This is a genomic window from Sphingomonas mali NBRC 15500 (genome assembly GCF_001598415.1).
In the GTDB taxonomy this organism is placed as follows: domain Bacteria; phylum Pseudomonadota; class Alphaproteobacteria; order Sphingomonadales; family Sphingomonadaceae; genus Sphingomonas; species Sphingomonas mali.
In genome coordinates, this window is record NZ_BCYX01000026.1 from 1 (window position 1) to 17,999 (window position 17,999).

15 protein-coding genes are annotated in these 17,999 nt (G+C 65.5%); 10 read left to right on the plus strand and 5 right to left on the minus strand.

The genetic code is table 11. The features are described 5' to 3' along the window. The first annotated feature begins 143 nt into the window (after positions 1-143). The 10 genes from ku to SMA01S_RS16815 all read left to right on the plus strand — a co-directional run bounded on the left by ku (position 144) and on the right by SMA01S_RS16815 (position 12,016). Complete coding sequence (gene ku, locus SMA01S_RS16770; RefSeq protein WP_066824982.1) at positions 144-1,037, plus strand: non-homologous end joining protein Ku; 894 nt, start codon at positions 144-146, stop codon at positions 1,035-1,037. Between the two features lie 104 nt (positions 1,038-1,141). After that, positions 1,142-3,685, plus strand: coding sequence for a DNA ligase D (ligD, locus tag SMA01S_RS16775; RefSeq protein ID WP_066824984.1), 2,544 nt, complete (start codon positions 1,142-1,144; stop codon positions 3,683-3,685). Positions 3,686-3,885: 200 nt separating this feature from the next. Beyond that, positions 3,886-6,372, plus strand: coding sequence for a circularly permuted type 2 ATP-grasp protein (locus tag SMA01S_RS16780; RefSeq protein ID WP_066824987.1), 2,487 nt, complete (start codon positions 3,886-3,888; stop codon positions 6,370-6,372). After that, positions 6,369-7,247: a transglutaminase family protein gene (locus SMA01S_RS16785; RefSeq protein ID WP_066824989.1), complete on the plus strand. Its 879-nt coding sequence runs from the start codon at positions 6,369-6,371 to the stop codon at positions 7,245-7,247. Before SMA01S_RS16780 ends, SMA01S_RS16785 begins: the two co-directional genes overlap by 4 nt. 70 nt (positions 7,248-7,317) lie before the next feature. Then, complete coding sequence (locus SMA01S_RS16790; protein WP_066824991.1) at positions 7,318-8,247, plus strand: DnaJ C-terminal domain-containing protein; 930 nt, start codon at positions 7,318-7,320, stop codon at positions 8,245-8,247. Between the two features lie 18 nt (positions 8,248-8,265). Then, on the plus strand, positions 8,266-9,210 hold the full coding sequence (locus tag SMA01S_RS16795; protein WP_066824993.1) for a YihY/virulence factor BrkB family protein: 945 nt from the start codon (positions 8,266-8,268) through the stop codon (positions 9,208-9,210). Next, entirely contained in the window at positions 9,207-10,010 is an 804-nt protein-coding gene (gene fabI / locus SMA01S_RS16800; RefSeq protein ID WP_066824995.1) for an enoyl-ACP reductase FabI, read from the plus strand. The genes SMA01S_RS16795 and fabI overlap by 4 nt, the downstream gene beginning before the upstream one ends. A 71-nt stretch (positions 10,011-10,081) precedes the next feature. Continuing rightward, positions 10,082-10,495, plus strand: a complete 414-nt coding sequence (locus SMA01S_RS16805) for an endonuclease domain-containing protein (RefSeq protein WP_066824998.1) — start codon at positions 10,082-10,084, stop codon at positions 10,493-10,495. Continuing rightward, entirely contained in the window at positions 10,492-11,568 is a 1,077-nt protein-coding gene (gene aroC, locus SMA01S_RS16810; protein WP_066825000.1) for a chorismate synthase, read from the plus strand. The genes SMA01S_RS16805 and aroC overlap by 4 nt, the downstream gene beginning before the upstream one ends. Positions 11,569-11,707: 139 nt before the next feature. Further along, complete coding sequence (locus SMA01S_RS16815; protein WP_066825002.1) at positions 11,708-12,016, plus strand: hypothetical protein; 309 nt, start codon at positions 11,708-11,710, stop codon at positions 12,014-12,016. 157 nt (positions 12,017-12,173) lie between these two features. Here the strand turns inward: SMA01S_RS16815 and SMA01S_RS16820 are convergent, their stop codons facing one another. From SMA01S_RS16820 to SMA01S_RS16840, 5 genes are all read right to left on the minus strand, one after another. After that, positions 12,174-13,475: an adenylosuccinate synthase gene (locus SMA01S_RS16820; RefSeq protein ID WP_066825003.1), complete on the minus strand. Its 1,302-nt coding sequence runs from the start codon at positions 13,473-13,475 to the stop codon at positions 12,174-12,176. A 116-nt stretch (positions 13,476-13,591) separates the two neighbouring features. Continuing rightward, positions 13,592-14,704, minus strand: coding sequence for an ATP phosphoribosyltransferase regulatory subunit (locus SMA01S_RS16825; RefSeq protein WP_066825004.1), 1,113 nt, complete (start codon positions 14,702-14,704; stop codon positions 13,592-13,594). Continuing rightward, the gene (locus SMA01S_RS16830) at positions 14,701-15,096 is read right to left on the minus strand and encodes an endonuclease domain-containing protein (protein ID WP_084250383.1); all 396 of its coding nucleotides are present in this window, start codon (positions 15,094-15,096) and stop codon (positions 14,701-14,703) included. Before SMA01S_RS16830 ends, SMA01S_RS16825 begins: the two co-directional genes overlap by 4 nt. Positions 15,097-15,145: 49 nt before the next feature. Then, on the minus strand, positions 15,146-16,723 hold the full coding sequence (gene serA / locus SMA01S_RS16835) for a phosphoglycerate dehydrogenase (protein WP_066825006.1): 1,578 nt from the start codon (positions 16,721-16,723) through the stop codon (positions 15,146-15,148). A 106-nt stretch (positions 16,724-16,829) separates the two neighbouring features. Beyond that, positions 16,830-17,993: a phosphoserine transaminase gene (locus tag SMA01S_RS16840; protein WP_066825007.1), complete on the minus strand. Its 1,164-nt coding sequence runs from the start codon at positions 17,991-17,993 to the stop codon at positions 16,830-16,832. Positions 17,994-17,999 lie beyond the last annotated feature (6 nt).

The window sequence follows — 17,999 nt, forward strand, 5'->3', positions numbered from 1 at the left end:
GGGCCGTGAATGATGATATATATGGCCCGCCCCCTCCACCACCGGCTGCGCCGGCGGTTCCCCTCCCCGCAAGCGGGGAGGATTTGATGGCGGAACGACTCTTCTCCCCAGGAATTGAATCGGTTTCGCAACGGAGGTGACTCATGGCCGCACGGGCCTATTGGCAGGGACAGATCAGGCTGGCGCTCGTCTCGATCCCGGTCGAGATCTACACCGCGACCAAATCGGGCGCCCAGGTCGCGTTCCATCAGATCCACGAACCCTCGGGCAAAAGGATCAAATATGAGAAGACCGTCCCCGGCATCGGCGAGGTCGACCCCGATGAGATCGTCAAGGGATTCGAGTTCGAGAAGGGCGAATATGTCCTGCTCGACCAGGACGAGATCGACGCGGTGAAGCTCGAATCGAAAAAGACGCTCGAGCTCACCCAGTTCGTCGACATGGATGAGATCGACGTCCTCTATTACGAACGGCCCTATTTCGTCGTGCCGGCCGATGACCTGGCCGAAGAGGCGTTCATCGTCCTGCGCGAGGCGTTGCGGCGATCGAAGAAGGTCGGGATTGGCCAACTCGCGATGCGGGGGCGCGAATATGTCGTCAGCCTGAAACCATGCGGGCGCGGCATGGTGCTCGAAACGTTGCGCTACGCCGCCGAGGTCAACCGAGCCCAGGGCTATTTCCGCGACATCCCGGATGACGAGCCCGATGAGGATCTGCTCGACCTGGCGACCACGCTGATCGACAAGAAATCCGCCAAGTTCGATCCGGCCAAGTTCCACGACCATTATGTCGATGCGTTGAAGGATCTGATCGCACGCAAGGCCAAGCAGAAATCGCGCCGCAAGATCATCGAGGACAAGGATGACGAGGGCACCGGCCGCTCAGGCTCCAACGTCATCGACCTGATGGCCGCGCTCAAGAAATCGATCGAGAAACCGACCGCGAAACCCGCGCAGAAGGAGAGCGTCACCACCACCAAGAAAACCGCGCACAAGAAAGCTCCGGCGCGCGCTGCCGCGGCGAAGAAGCGTGCCTAAAGCTAATCCGTCACCCCAGCGAAAGCTGGGGTCTCAAGAGGCTCCTGTCCTGCTCTCGCGGCAAGAGATCCCAGCTTTCGCTGGGATGACGATGGGGGCTGCCCATGGCTGACCGCGACCCTCTCGCCAAATATAACGCCAAGCGCGACTTCTCGAAGACCGCCGAACCCAAAGGCGAACGCGCCGCCGATACTGGTCATCGCTTCATGGTTCAGAAGCACGACGCGACGCGCCTGCACTGGGATTTGCGGCTCGAAGTCGATGGCGTGATGAAGAGCTGGGCCGTGACGCGCGGCCCCAGCCTCAACCCCGACGACAAGCGCCTCGCGGTCCAAACCGAGGATCATCCGATCAGCTATGCCGATTTCGAGGGGACGATCCCCGAAGGCGAATATGGCGGCGGCACGGTGATGCTGTGGGACGACGGCTGGTGGGAGCCGATCCCCGGAAAATCGGCCAAGGATTTGAAAGAAGGCCATCTCCATTTCATCCTCCACGGCGAGCGGATGAAGGGCGAATGGCTGCTGATCCGGCTCAAACCGCGCGGCAAGGAACGCAATACCAACTGGCTGCTGCGCAAGATCGACGATGATTATGCCGGCGGCTCGGACGATCTGGTCGAGAACGAGGTAACCAGCGTGAAGACCGGCCGCTCGATGGCCGAGATTGCCAGCGCCAAGAAGGCCAAGGAACTGGCGAGCTGGAAAAAACTAAAATCCTCCCCGGCACGGGGAGGGGCACCGACGCGAAGCGGCGGTGAAGGGGGCCCGGCCAAGAGCGGTTCAAGTGCGACGGGCCCTCTCCACCACGCCGCTACGCGGCGCGGTCCCCCTCCCCGTGCCGGGAAGGAATTGCCGAAGTTCCGCGACCCGCAGCTCTGCACCCTGGTCGACAGTGTCCCCACCGGCACCGGGTGGATTCACGAAGTCAAATATGACGGCTATCGTGCGCTGATCGCGATCGGTGGCGGCAAGGCCAAGGTCTATACGCGCAATGGCCTCGACTGGACCGACAAGTTCCACGCGATCGCCGACGCGGCGGCCGAGTTGCCAGTGGGATCGGCGCTGATCGATGGCGAGATCGTCGCGTTCAAGGACGGCAAACCCGATTTCTCGACGCTCAAGGACGCCATCTCGAACGACGGCGAGATGACCTTGTTCGCCTTCGACCTGCTCGAGCTCGACGGGGAAAACCTCGCCAAATTGCCCCAGGTTCAGCGCAAGGAACGGTTGCGTCCGCTGCTCGAGGGCGCCGATGCCCGCCTGCAATATGCCGAGCATATCGTCGGCGAAGGCGAGAAATTGTTCGAGACGATGTGCCGCGAGGGCTATGAGGGGATCGTCTGCAAGCGCGCCGACGCACCTTATGCCGGCCGCCGCACCCAGGCCTGGCTCAAGGTGAAATGCCTGCAGCGCCAGGAATTCGTGATCGTCGGCTGGACCGAGAGCGACAAGTCGCGCGGGTTTCGCGCGCTGCTGCTCGGGGTCAACGAAGACGGCAAGCTGCGTTATGCGGGCAAGGTCGGCACCGGCTTTTCGGTCGAGACGATGAACGATCTCCGGGGCAGGCTCGATCGCCTCGCTCGCAAGACGCCGACGGTCGAGGCGCCGCGCGCGGCGACCCGGCGCGTCCATTGGGTGACGCCCAAGCTCGTCGCGGAGATTGCCTATACCGAGACGACGCCAGACAAGGTCCTGCGGCATCCGAGCTTCCTGGGGCTGCGCGGCGACAAGGAGGCCGAAGAGGTGGTCGAGGAAACAGCCAAGCCGGCACCCAAGCCGAAAACATCGAGCGTCAACATCACGCATCCCGATCGGCTGATCTTCCCCGATTCGACGGTGACCAAGGGCGATCTCGCCGCATTTTACGAAGCGATGGCGCCGGTCGCTCTGCAATGGATCGCCAACCGGCCGATCAGCCTGGTGCGCTGCCCCCAGGGGCGCGGCAAACATTGTTTCTTCCAGAAACACGATGCCGGCTCGTTCGGCGAGCATGTCAAGCATGTGAAGATCAAGGAGAAGGACGGGTCGGTCGAGCCCTATCTCTATGTCGACGATGCCGATGGACTGCTGCAATGCGTCCAGATGGGCACGATCGAGTTTCACGGCTGGGGATCGTCGGTCGCCGATGTCGAAAAGCCCGATCGCCTGGTGTTCGACCTCGACCCCGACGAGGGACTTGGCTTCGACGAGGTGAAGAAATCGGCGGCCGAGATCAAGGCGCATCTCGCCGAGATCGGGCTGGTCAGCTTCGCGATGGTCTCTGGCGGCAAGGGCGTCCATGTCGTCGTCCCGCTGACACCCCAGGCCGAATGGCCGGCGGTCAAGGATTTCGCCGACCGTTTCGTCCGGGCGATGGCCCAGGCCGAACCCGACCGCTTCACCGCGACCATGTCCAAGGCCAAGCGCAAGGGGAAGATCTTCCTCGACTGGCTGCGCAACCAGCGCGGCGCGACGGCGGTGATGCCATACACGGCGCGGGCACGCGCCAAGGCCCCGGTCGCGGTGCCGGTCACCTGGGCGGAACTTGGCGATCTCGACACCCCGGCGAAATGGCATGTCGGCGACCAGGACGAACTGCTGAAGCGCGCCTCGTCAAAGGGCCTGGCAGGCTGGGGAGTAGCGCGGCAGGTGCTGCCGAACCTCTGACCCATCCCACCGTCACCCCGGCCTTGTGCCGGGGTCCAACGGGCGGCAGGCGCAGGACAAGAGGCTCGAGCTTCTCGCTTAACCTGCACGTTGGATGCCGGGACGGGCCCGGCATGACGAATTAGATGTTTGTCCGACCCCAATAATGTTGCCACGCAGCATGGTTTGTGGTGGTTAGCCTTTCCCAAGGGGAGGCCCGATTGGCCAGTCACGCACTCAGCGAAGGTTTGTTCGACGCCACGGCGCATGCCGCGCGCTGGCTGGCGAACTATCGCGGGCGGGTCGGCGATGGCACAGGCGACGTCGTCGCCAGCGGAGACCAGGCCGCCTGGACTGCCGCGTTCGAGGAACTCGCGGTCGCCGCGGGCGACGACCTCGCGCACGCCCAGGAACGCGTCCAGCGTCACGCCGAGGACATCGGTACCGGGTTTCGCGTCGCCGGCGATTCGGACGAGCGCCCCTGGCCGGTCTCTCCGGTCCCGCTGCTGATCGCCGAAAGCGAATGGCGTGCGATCGCCGAAGGCGTCGCGCAGCGCGCCGGGCTGATCGAAACCATCCTCGCCGACATTTATGGCGACGGCAGCCTGATCGCCGACGGCGCGATCCCCGCGGCGCTGATCAACGGCAGCCCGCTATTCCTGCGCCCGATGGTCGGGCTGACCTTGCCCGGCGGCTATCAGTTGCAATTCGCCGCGTTCGATCTCGGCCGCGGGCCCGATGGCGAGTGGCGCGTGCTCGCCGATCATCTGCGCGCGCCGGCGGGCGCGGGCTATGCGCTCGAAAACCGCCTCGCCACCTCGCGCACCCTGGGCGGATTGCAGGGACGGCTCAACATCCTGCGCCACGCGCCCTTCTTCACCGCGTTCCGCGACGGTCTCGCCGCTTTGTGCAAGCGCGCCGAGCCGCGCATCGGCCTGCTCACGCCCGGCCGGTGGAACGCCAGCTATGCCGAACAGGCGCACCTCGCGCGCTATCTCGGCTTCCTGCTGGTCGAAGGCGCCGACCTCGCGGTCGCCGAAGACCGGCTCTATGTCCGCACCATCGCCGGCCTCAAGCGCGTCGATGCGCTGTGGCAGCGCGCCGACCCGCGCATGCTCGATCCGCTCGCGTTCGATTCGCATTCGACGATTGGTGTCGCCGGGCTGATCGACGCGTTCGCCGCGCACAATGTGCTGATCTCCAACGCGCCGGGGGCCGGCGTGCTCGAGGCCCCCGCGCTGCAGGCATTCCTGCCCGCGCTGGCCGAACGGATCATCGGCGAGAAACTCAAGCTGCCCAATATCGCGACCTGGTGGTGTGGCGACGATGCGGCGCGCGCTACGGTGAAAGCACGGCTCGACACATTGATGATCGCGCCGGCGTTCGGCGTGAACCCGCTCGGTCTGCCCGATGGCGCGGTGCAGGGATCCGAATTGTCGGCCGAGGCGCGCCAGGCGCTGCTCGACGACATGGCGCGGCGGCCGCAGGATTATGTCGGGCAGGAACTGGTCCGGTTGTCGACCATGCCGGTGGTGGCCGATCACGAGCTCGCGGCACGGCCCTTCACGTTGCGCGTGTTCGCCGCGCGTGGGGTCGACGGCGACTGGACGGTGATGCCGGGCGGCTTCGCGCGGATCGGCGAGCATCCCGACATCCGCGCCGCGGTGATGGGCGAGGGGATTTGGTCGGCCGACGTTGCCATCTACAGCCCCGACCCGGTGCCTCCGGCGTCGCTGCTGCCGGCAGCGGACAGCACGCAGATCCGGCGCAATCCGGGGACGTTGCCCAGCCGAGTGGCGGACAATTTCTACTGGCTCGGCCGCTATCTCGAACGCGGCGAGGCATTGCTGGCGATCGTGCGCGCGATGCTCGGCAATTCGATCGATGCCGATGCCGGCGCCGCGCTCGACCATGACACGGTCGGGCGGATGGCGGGATTGGTAGTCGCGGCGGGCGCTGCGGCGCATCCCGCGCATCTCAAACGCCCCGACCTCGTCCAACTCGCGCGGACCGCGCTCGACGCGCTCGACGGCTGGAACAACATTCCGGCGATCAACCGCATGGCGCGGACCATCGCCCAGGTATCGCGCGACCGGCTGTCCGCCGATGTCGTGCGCCTGCTCGACGCGCCGCATCCGACCAAGGGATCGATGCTCGACCGCTGCGGTTCACTGCAGCGGCGCTATGCCGCGTTGTCGGGCCTGTCGGCGGAGCATATGGGCCGCACCGCGGCATGGCGCTTCCACGATCTCGGCCGCCGGGTCGAACGCGGGCTGGCGGTGGCGCGGCTGGTCCGCACCTTCGGCATGACCGGGGCGTCGAGCGATGACCTCACGACGCTGCTTGATCTGGCCGACAGCCAGATCGGCTATCGCCAGCGCTATTTGACCGGGATCGCGCGCGTACCCGTAGTCGACCTCGTCGCGCTCGACCCGGGCAATCCGCGCAGCCTCGCCTATCAGGCCGACCGCATTGCCGAGCATCTCGCCGAACTTCCGGTGCTCAACGACGACGGGCTGCCCGAAGAACAACAGGCAGAGGCCCGCGCGCTGTGCGCCTTGCTGTCGACGGCGAGCGCCGCGCGTCTCGACGTGCGCTTGCTCGACGATGCCGAACGCCAGCTCGCGCATTTGTCCGACGCGATCGCGCGCCGCTATTTCCTGCAAGGCGCGGAACCGTTGCGCGCGGGCGGGCTTACGCTCGCGTGATCTACGATATCCGGCACGTCACACGGTTCGATTATGGTCGGCCGGTCGCTTTTGCGCGCTGTAACCTGCGGCTCAAACCCATCCTGTGGTCGGGGCAACAGGTCGAGCGTTACGAGCTGGCGGTAACACCAGCCGGAGAGACGCGCCCGGCGTTGGCCGAAGCCGGACTGGCCAACGTGATGCGGCTGGTCGTCACCGAACGCGTCCGCAACCTGACGATCGAAAGCATTTCGCGCGTTATGGTCGACCGCATGGTACCGGTGTCGCAGCCCGACGATCCGACGCTGGCCCAGGTCGCGGCCCTGGCGCGGGCGAACCGCGATCTGTCCGCTGCCGGTCCCTCGGCTTATCTCTACCCGTCGCCGCTGATCCCGCTCGATGCTGACATCGCTGCGTGGTGTGCGCAGGATCTCGATCCTGATCGCAATGCGCTTGAAGCGGGAATCGCCTTGGCGCGCCGCATTCAACGAGATTTCGCGTTCGATCCCGCCGCGACGTTGGTCGATACCCCTCCGCGCGAGGCGTTCCTCAAGCGTCGTGGTGTTTGCCAGGATCTGACCCAGATCATGATCACCGGCCTGCGTGCCGCCGGCCTGCCCGCAGCCTATGTCAGCGGCTATATCCGGACGATCCCGCCGCCAGGGCAGGAGCGGCTGATCGGCGCCGATGCGACCCATGCCTGGGTAATGTTGTGGTGCGGCCCGGCGCGCGGCTGGGTCGGCGTGGATCCGACCAACGGCATCTGGATGGCGAGCGACCATGTCATCATGGCGATCGGCCGCGACTATGCGGAGATCGCACCGATCGACGGCATCGTGCTGGGATCGGGCGCGCAGAAGATGGACGTGTCGGTCGACGTCGCGCCGGTCGGCTGAGGCGGTGATGGCATCTTCGGTAAAGCCCGCGTTGCGCTCTGCCGCGCAATCCCCCAAATAGCGGCCCAACATGGCAGCCGATCCCTATACTTTGCTGGGCGTGTCCCGGACCGCGACCGAAGCGGATATCAAGAAAGCCTATCGCAAGCTCGCGAAGGAACTGCATCCCGACCGCAATACCGACAATCCCAAGGCGGCGGAGAAGTTCAGCCAGGTAACGTCGGCCTATGACCTGCTGAGCGATAAGGACAAGCGCGCGCGCTTCGATCGCGGCGAGATCGACGGTGACGGCAACCCGGCCGCGCCGTTCGGATACGGCGCTGGAGGCGGCGGACCGCAAGGCGGTTTCCGTGCCGATTTCGGCGGCGAGCAGGCGGGGGACTTCAGTGATTTATTCGAAGGGCTGTTCGGCGGCCGTGGCCGAGCCGGTGGTGCTGGCGGCGGCTTTGCCGGTGGGTTCGGGCGCCGTCCGCAGCCGAAGGGCGCCAATGTCGCCTATCGCCTGACCGTCCCGTTCACCGACGCCGCGACGCTGGCGCCGCAGCGGATAACGCTGGCCGACGGCAAGACGATCGACCTCAAGCTGCCGGCCGGAGTCGAATCCGGTACCCAGATGCGGCTGAGCGGCAAGGGCCAGCCCGGGCCGGGCGGCAATGGCGATGCGATCGTCACGATCGAGGTGCAGCCGCACCGTTTCTTCACGCGCGACGGCGACGATATCCGGATCGACTTGCCGATCAGCCTGTCCGAAGCCGTGCTCGGCGCGAGCGTCCGCGTGCCGACCGCCGATGGCGCAGTGATGCTGACCGTCCCCAAGGGATCGACCTCCGGCAAGACGCTGCGGTTGAAGGGCAGGGGGTTCCACAAGAAAGGCGGCGGGCGGGGCGATCAACTGGTGACCCTGATGGTCGATCTGCCGGTCGATGACGACGCGCTGGTCGAGTTCGTCCAGGGCTGGAAGGACAAGGACAGGAATCCGCGCGGCAACCTCGGCGTCTGACGTCGGTTACGATCCTGTATGTCGCATCTTTCCCCTCTTTCGCCCGAAGCACGCGGGCTTCGCGGTTATCGCGAGCGAGAGGGAAAACCGCTACCGGTTCGTGCCTGGATCGTCACCAAGCGCGTGTTCGTCGGCATCTTCGCCAACGGGTTCATGTATGCCGGCAATATCGCTTATCTGGCGCTGCTGACGGTCTTCCCGTTCTTCATCCTGGCGGCCGCGATCGCGTCGATCTTCGGGCAGAGCACGGAGGCATTGCGCGCGGTCGATTCGTTCCTTTTCACGCTGCCGCCCACCGTCGCCGGTCTGTTGCGCAAGCCGATCGCCGATGTGCTGGCGGCGCGGACGGGCTCGCTGCTCATTCTCGGCGGGTTGGTGGCGCTCTGGTCGGTGGGGAGTTTCGTCGAGACGATCCGCGACATCTTCCGCCGTGCCTATGGCGTGACCTTCGAAAAGCCGTTCTGGCATTATCGGCTGGGATCGATGGCGGTGATCATCGGATCGGTCGTGCTGGCGTTGCTGGCCTTCCTGATCCAGGGCGTGCTGACCGCAACCGAGCAGTTCATCTATCGAATGGTTCCCTGGGCGGCCGAGTTGGGCCAATGGGTGGGCTGGTCGCGGATCATTCCCGCACTCGTCATGTACGCCGCGCTCTACATGCTGTTTCTGTCGGTCACGCCGGGCAAATATCGAGCAAAGGGTTGTCCGCGCTGGCCGGGCGCCGCCTTCACCACGATCTGGTGGATCAGCGCCACGCTGCTGTTGCCGGTGTTCCTGTCCAACCTGAGCAATTACGACCTCACTTATGGCAGCCTGGCCGGGGTCATCGTCACCTTGCTGTTCTTCTGGATCGTCGGCCTCGGCATTTCGATCGGCGCGCACCTCAACGCGGCACTAGCCGAAACGCCGTTGAAGGACGTAAGGGAAGAGCCGACAACAGAAACGGAGTTTGAAGCGGCATGACCGGACTAATGCAGGGCAAGCGCGGGCTCATCATGGGCCTCGCCAATGATCGCTCGCTGGCCTGGGGTATCGCCAAGAAGCTGCGCGAAGCGGGCGCCGAGATGGCGTTCAGCTATCAGGGTGAGGCGCTCGAGAAGCGCGTCCGCCCACTCGCGGCCGAACTCGGCTCCGACTTCCTGATCGACTGCGACGTCAGCGACATGGCGGCGCTCGACCAGACCTTCGCGACGCTCAAGGAACGTTGGCCGACGATCGACTTCGTCGTCCACGCGATCGGGTTTTCCGACAAGAACGAGCTGCGCGGGCGGTACGCCGACACCACGCTCGACAATTTCCTGATGACGATGAACATCAGCGTCTATTCGTTCACCGCGGTGGCGCAGCGCGCTTCGGCGATGATGCCGAACGGCGGCTCGTTGCTGACGCTCAGCTATTACGGCGCCGAGAAGGTCGTGCCGCATTACAATGTGATGGGCATCGCCAAGTCGGCGCTGGAGACCAGCGTCCAATATCTCGCGGTCGACCTCGGGCGCGACAATATCCGCGTCAATGCGATTTCGGCCGGACCGATCAAGACGCTGGCGGCAAGCGGGATCGGCGATTTTCGCCTGATCCTGAAGTGGAACGAGCTCAACTCGCCGCTCAAGCGCAACGTCACGATCGAAGATGTCGGCGGCTCGGCGCTCTATTTCCTCAGCGACCTGTCGTCGGGCGTGACCGGCGAGACCCACCATGTCGATGCCGGCTATCACGTCATCGGCATGAAGGCCGAAGACGCACCGGATATCGCGTTGGCGTGAGGTGAGAAATCCCTCTCCCTTTAGGGGAGAGGGAGGGGCCCATCGCGTAGCGATGGGAGGGTGAGGGGGAGATGAAGCGACCACCTGGCGAGGAGCCGCTCGAATTCCAGCGCCGGGTCAGGCACGAGCCGACCGAGCCGGAAAAGAGACTATGGTCTGCGGTACGTAACCGACAGGTCTCTCATGCCAAGTTCCGCAAGCAGACATGGTTGTGCGGCTATCTGGTCGACTTCTACTGTGCTGAGATCGGGCTAGTCATCGAGGTTGACGGAGACACGCATGCGCATCAGCAAGTTTATGACGAACAGCGCACCGCGCGGCTCGAAAGTGAAGGGTTTCGCGTGATCCGGTTTTCAAATGACGATGTGATGCGGAACCTGGAGGGGGTGGTGGCGCGCATTTGCGAAGCACTCGACCCCTCACCCTCCCACTCGGCTGCGCCGAGCGGGCCCCTCCCTCTCCCCCAAGGGGAGAGGGGATTATGAGCTACAATACCTTCGGTCACGTTTTCCGTTTCTCGACCTGGGGCGAGAGTCACGGTCCCGCGATCGGCGCGGTCGTCGATGGTTGCCCGCCCGGGCTGAGTCTGAGCGAGGACGACATCCAGCCGTTCCTCGACCGCCGCCGCCCGGGCCAGTCGCGTTTCACCACGCAGCGCCAGGAGCCGGATCGTGTCCGCATCCTGTCGGGCACGTTCGAAGGTCACACCACCGGCACGCCGATCAGCCTGATGATCGAGAATGTCGACCAGCGAACGAAGGATTATTCGGAAGTCGCCCAGGCCTATCGCCCTGGCCATGCCGATTACGCCTATGACGCCAAATACGGTTTCCGCGATTATCGCGGTGGCGGCCGCTCCTCGGCGCGCGAGACCGCCAGCCGGGTGGCGGCGGGCGCGGTGGCGCGGCTGGTCATTCCGGAAGTGTCGATCCTCGCCTGGGTCGAAGCGATCGGCGGCGATGCGATCGATTATGCGCGCTTCGATCCGGCCGAGATCGGCAATAACCCGTTCTTCTGTCCCGACGCCCAGGCCGCTACGCGCTGGGAGCAATTGGTCGACGACGCGCGCAAGGCTGGATCGTCATTGGGCGCGGTGATCGCCTGCGAGGCGACGGGCGTTCCGCCCGGCTGGGGAGCGCCGCTCTACGCCAAGCTCGATGCCGAGCTCGCGCATGCCTGTATGGGGATCAACGCGGTCAAGGGCGTCGAGATCGGCGACGGCTTCGCTGCCGCGACATTGACCGGCGAGGAAAATGCCGACGCCATGCGCCCGGGCAGCAACCAGACCGGCGGCCCGCATTTCTTGTCCAACCATGCCGGTGGCATCGCTGGAGGCATTTCCACCGGCCAGCCGGTCCGCGTCCGCGTCGCGTTCAAGCCGACCAGCTCGATCCTGACCCCGGTCGAGACGATCACGCGCGATGGAGAGGCGACCGACATCCGCACCAAGGGCCGCCACGATCCGTGCGTCGGTATTCGCGGTGTGCCGGTGGTCGAAGCGATGGTGGCGCTGGTTCTGGCCGACCAAAAGCTGTTGCATCGCGCACAAAACGGCTGAGTTTCCGTCAGTTAATCTCGCGATAGGCTCAATCTCCGGTAAGCCGTTCGATTCCGTGGACGTGACGATCCATTGCCATGGAGCCTTTTGGTTACTGAGCCTTTTCCTCTTCGGTCCATTCAGGACAGGAGAGTATCGAATGAAGCTTGTCATGCTTGCGGGCGCCTTGATCATCGGCGTCTCGGGAGTTGCGGTGGCGCAAACCACCCCGGCGACCCCCGCAACGCCGGCTACGCCGGCAACGCCTGGCTCCATGGGCACCCCGGCGGAACCTGCAACGCCGGCCACCCCTGCCACCCCGGCAACGCCCGACGCGGCGGCGCCGAGCTCGACCCCCGATGCCGCCACCACTCCGTCGACTACGACGGATTCGACGGCGACGTCCGATACGTCAGGTTCGACCGACTCGTCGGCGGATACGGGCAAGAAGAAGAAAAAGAAGCACTGATAGCCCCAGCCCACCCCATGCAATCGGCTCGCGTCTGACCAGGCGCGATCCGTTGGGGCTAATGGGCCTGTCCTCGCGGCCGGTGCTGGCGTGCACTGGCTGCGGGGGCAGGCCCTAATTGTGTCAGGGCTGGTTGGCGGCTTTGCTGAACCGAAGGTCAGTCCGCGAACGGGTCACGTACCAGGATCGTGTCGTTGCGCTCGGGGCTGGTCGATACCAGCGCGACCGGGCACCGAATCAGTTCTTCGATCCGGCGAATATATTTGATCGCCGCGGCCGGCAGTTCCGCCCAGCTGCGCGCCCCGGCGGTCGATTCGGACCAGCCGGGCACCGTCTCGTAGATCGGCTCGACTGCTGCCTGATCGAGCGGATGCGGGGGCAGATAGTCGTAGGTCTTGTCGCCCAGCCGATAGCCGGTGCAGATCTTGATCTCGTCGAGCCCGTCGAGAATGTCGAGCTTGGTCAGCGCGATGCCCGTGATACCGCTGACCGCCGCGGACTGCCGCACCAGCACGGCGTCGAACCAGCCACAGCGCCGCTTACGCCCGGTATTCACCCCGAACTCGCGCCCGCGCGTGCCGAGATATTCGCCGATCTCGTTGTCCTGCTCGGTCGGGAAGGGCCCCGATCCGACCCGCGTCGTATAGGCTTTGACGATCCCCAGCACGAACCCGACCCGCGACGGACCCAGGCCGGATCCCGCCGAGGCCGTGCCGGCCACGGTGTTCGACGAGGTGACGAACGGGTACGTGCCATGGTCGACGTCGAGCAGTACGCCCTGCGCACCTTCGAACAGGATGCGCTTGCCGCGCTCGCCCGCCGCGTTGAGCGTGACCCAGACCGGCTTGGCATAAGGCAGTACGAAGTCGGCGATCTCCCTGAGCTCGGCCAGCAAGGCCTCGCGATCGACCGGCGGCTTGCCGAAACCCGCGAGCAGCGCGTCGTGATGCGCGCAGAGGCGATCGATTTGCGGCCCCAATTGATCGAGATGCGCGAGATCGCAGATCCGGATCGCACGGCGGCCGACCTTGTCCTCATAAGCAGGGCCGATGCCGCGGCGCGTCGTGCCGATCTTCTGCCCCGAATTGCCCGCATCGAGCGCGTCCTCGCGCAAGGCGTCGAGGTCGCGGTGGAGTGGCAGGATCAGCGGCGCGGTCTCGGCGACATGGAGCAGTTCGGGGGTGACCTTGACGCCCTGTTCGGCGATCCGCGTCACTTCGTCGCGGAAATGCCAGGGATCGAACACCACGCCGTTGCCGATTACGCTCAGCGTGCCGCGCACTACGCCCGAGGGGAGCAAGGCGAGCTTGTAGGTCTTGCCGTCGATGACGAGCGTGTGGCCGGCATTGTGTCCACCCTGAAAGCGCACGACGACGTCGGCGCGCTCCGACAGCCAGTCGACGATCTTGCCCTTGCCTTCGTCACCCCATTGGGCGCCGATCACGGCTACGTTGGCCACTTGCTATTCCTTCGCTTCAGTTCGTCATGCCGGACTTGCTCCGGCATCCAACCATCCGCGGGCGACACCGCCTGAGGCTCGTTGGACCCCGGAACAAGTCCGGGGTGACGATTGGGTTATGTGGTGATCGTGCGAACCTCACCACCTGATAAAACATGGGTACAAAGCTGCGCCTCGGGCGTGTCTCCCGCCTCGAGCGCCGCGACCGTCACCCAGCCTTCGCCGCGCAACTTGGCCGCGATCGCGGGGTCGGTGCCCAACGGCACGAACAGCCGTCGCCTTTCGTCCTGCGCCAGGCCGGCGCCGACGATCGCGTCGATATACAGCGTGAAGCCGATCGCGGTCTCTTCGCCGCCGTCCTCATGGACGATCGTATAGCTGCCGCCGCGCCCGATCTCGCCGCGCGCGCCGTCGGCGAACAGCGAGAAACCGAGCCAGGTCTGATATTCGAAACCATGCCGCTCAGTCGGATCCAGCGTCAGCGCGACGCGGCCTTTCACCGCCTCGGCGACCTTCCACAACCCATCGAGCCGCGACCGCAACGCGCCGCCGACGTCGAACCGGCAGAGACGGTCATGCGCCGCCTCGAACGGTCCGGCTGCCTCGATCATCGGCAGATAGCTCGGCGCCAGCGCCGCGACTGCCCCGGCATCCTTGGCGTCGAGCCGGTCGGCGAGTTCATCGAGCGACACGCCGTCGAGCGGCAGCGGGCCGGCAGCAAGCGTCGCCAGCAGATCGGGCAGGGTGAAGTCGATCGAAATGCCGGTCACCCCGGCCGCCTCGAGCGCTTCGACCGCCACGGTCACGACTTCCTGCGCGGCGGCGATCGTATCGAGCCCGATCAGTTCGCACCCGGCCTGGCGCCGCTCGCGCTCGGGCGATAGTTCCGACGCGCGCAGTCGCAGCACCGACCCGGCGTAACTCAGCCGCAGCGGCCGCGGATGATGCCCCATCCGCGTCGCGGCGATGCGCCCGACTTGCGCCGTGATGTCCGGCCGAATCGCGAGGGTACGCTGGCTGATCGGATCGACGAAGCGCACTGCATCCTGCGCGCGCGCCGCTTTCAGCCGATGCGCCAGCGCATCCTCGAATTCGGCAAGCGGCGGATCGACGCGCTCATAGCCATGGGCATGCGCCGCATCGAGCACGCGCCGCTCCAACCGCGCCGCCGCATCGGCGTCGGGCGGCAGCCGATCGTGAAAGCCGGAAGGGAGCAGTGCGTGAGTCATTCCTGCGCCCTCTCCCCTCCGGGGAGAGGGCTGGGGAGAGGGGCAGTCGCCGCAAGCGCATCGATGATCGCCTGCAGCACCGCCGCTTCATTCGTCATCACGTCGGAATTCGTGAAACGGATCACCCGATATCCTTGCTCTTCGAGCCATGTGGTTCGCCGCGCGTCATAGCGTTCCTGGCCGGCATGGCTATCCCCGTCGAGTTCAATCACGAGCTTTCGCGATCTCGCCGCGAAATCGACCGTGTATGGGCCGATCAACACCTGGTTCGAGAACTTCACGCCGTTCAGCCGTTTGGCGCGGAGATGGTACCATAGGCGCGCCTCGGGGCCGGTTGGCTCGCTGCGCATGGCTTTGGCGTGCTCTAGCTGGCCTTTGTCCTTCTTAGGCACTGCCCCTCTCCCCGACCCTCTCCCCAGAGGGGAGAGGGAGTTAGATAGGCTAGAAGCTCAGCCCCATCACCGTCTTCACGCCCGCCAATTGGCGCACGCGGGCGATGAGGTCGGCGTCGACTGCCTCGTCGACCGACAGCAGCAGTACCGCTTCACCGCCCGCCGAGCGGCGGCCGAGATGGAAGGTGCCGATATTGACGTCCGATTCGCCGAGCAACGTGCCGAGGCGGCCGATAAAGCCCGGCGCATCCTCATTGACGACGTAGAGCATGTGGCCCGCCAGGTCGGCCTCGACCTTGATGCCGAACAATTCGACCAGGCGGGGCGCCTGATCGCCGAACAGGGTCCCGGCGACCGAGCGCTCGCCTGCTTCGGTCTTCACCGAGACGCGGATCAGTGTGTGGTAATCGGCCTCGCGCTCGGTGCGCACTTCGCGCACTTCGATCCCGCGCTCCTTGGCGAGCAGCGGCGCATTGACCATGTTCACCGTGTCGGTCTGGGTGCGCAGAAACCCGGCCAGCACCGCCGAGACGATCGGCTTCTGGTTGAGTTCGGCCGCAGCACCCTCGCTATGGATCGAGATGCGCCCGATCGCGCCGTGGGTCAGCTGCCCGACCAGCGAGCCGAGCTTCTCGGCCAGCGCCATATACGGCTTGAGCCGTGGCGCTTCCTCGGCCGACAGCGACGGCATGTTGAGCGCGTTGGTGACGCCGCCCGACACCAGATAGTCGGCCATCTGCTCGGCGACCTGGATCGCGACATTGACCTGCGCTTCGGTCGTGGACGCGCCGAGGTGCGGGGTCGAGATGAAATTGGGCGTGCCGAACAGTGGGCTGTCCTTCGCCGGCTCCTCGACGAACACGTCGAGCGCGGCGCCGGCGATGTGACCCGAATCGAGTCCTTCCTTGAGCGCCGCCTCGTCGATCAGCCCGCCGCGCGCGCAATTGATGATGCGCACACCCTTCTTGGTGCGGAGCAGATTGTCGCGGCTGAGGATGTTACGCGTCTGATCGGTCAGCGGGGTGTGGAGCGTGATGAAGTCGGCGCGCGCGAGCAGGTCGTCGAGATCGACCTTCTCCACGCCCAGCTCGACCGCGCGTTCGGGGCTGAGGAACGGATCGAACGCGATCACCTTCATGCGCAGGCCATGCGCGCGGTCGGCGACGATCGAGCCGATATTGCCCGCGCCGATCAGGCCGAGCGTCTTCGAGGTTAGCTCGACGCCCATGAAGCGGTTCTTCTCCCACTTGCCGGCCTGGGTCGACAGATCCGCCTCTGGCAGCTGGCGGGCGAGCGCGAACATCAGCGCGATGGCGTGTTCGGCGGTGGTGATCGAATTGCCGAACGGCGTGTTCATCACCACCACGCCCTTGGCGCTGGCGGCGGGGATGTCGACATTGTCGACGCCGATCCCGGCGCGACCGACGACCTTGAGATTGGTCGCGGCGTCGAGGATGTCCTTGGTCACCTTGGTCGAGCTACGGATGGCGAGGCCATCATACTCGCCAATGATTGCCTTCAATTCCTCGGGCGTCTTGCCGGTGATCTCGTCCACCTCGACCCCGCGTTCGCGGAAAATCTGGGCGGCCTTGGGGTCCATTTTGTCGCTGATCAGTACCTTGGGCATGACGTTTGCCTTTCTGCAAACGTCATCCTGACGAAAGTCAGGATCTCGGGCGGCAGGCGGTCGCTCGCGGCACGAGATCCCAGCTTTCGCTGGGATGACGGGAAAATTAGTTGGAAGCTTTCGCGGTCGCGTAGGCCCAGTCGAGCCAGGGGCCGAGCGCCTCGATATCGGCGGTGTCGACGGTCGCGCCACACCAAATGCGCAAGCCCGGAGGCGCGTCGCGATAGCCGGCGACGTCGAACGCGGCGCCTTCCTTCTCAAGAGCGCTTGCCATCGCCTTGATCAGCGCCTCGTCGGCACCCGCGACCGTCAGGCAGACGCTGGTCTTCGACCGCGACGCCTCGTCCACCGCGAGATGGCCGAGCCAGTCACGCTCCGCCACGATCTTGTCGAGCGCGGCGGCATTGGCATCCGAGCGCGCGATCAGGCCTTGCGCACCGCCAACCGACTTCGCCCATTCGAGCGCGAAGATGGCGTCCTCGACTGCAAGCATCGACGGCGTATTGATCGTCTCGCCCTTGAACACGCCTTCGGTCAGCGCGCCCTTCGACACCAGGCGGAACACCTTGGGCAGCGGCCAGGCCGGGGTATATTCGGTCAGACGTTCGACCGCGCGCGGGCCGAGGATCAGGACGCCATGGCCGCCTTCGCCGCCCAGCACCTTCTGCCACGAGAAGGTCGCGACATCGATCTTGTCCCAGGGCAAGTCATAGGCGAACACCGCGCTGGTCGCGTCGGCGAAGCTCAGCCCCTCGCGGTCGGCCGGGATCCAGTCGCCGTTGGGGACGCGCACGCCGCTGGTGGTGCCGTTCCAGGTGAACAGCACGTCGTTCGACCAGTCGACTTGGGTCAGGTCAGGCAGCTGGCCGTAATCGGCACGCACCACGGTCGGTTCGATCTTGAGCTGCTTGACCGCGTCGGTGACCCAGCCCTCGCCGAAGCTTTCCCAGGCGAGGGCGGTGACCTCACGCGCGCCAAGCATGGTCCACATCGCCATCTCGAACGCGCCGGTGTCGGAGCCCGGGACGATGCCGATGCGATGCGAGTCGGGGAGCTTGAGCAGTTCGCGCATCAGGTCGATGGCATATTGCAGCCGTGCCTTGCCGAGCTTCGAGCGGTGCGACCGGCCGAGCACCTCGACCGCGAGCTTGGAGGCGTCCCAGCCCGGAGGCTTGGCGCAGGGACCGGAAGAAAAATGGGGGCGAGCCGGCTTGGTGGCGGGCTTGGCAATGGACGCAATGGTGGCGTCGGCAACGGTAGTTTCAGTCATGTAGTC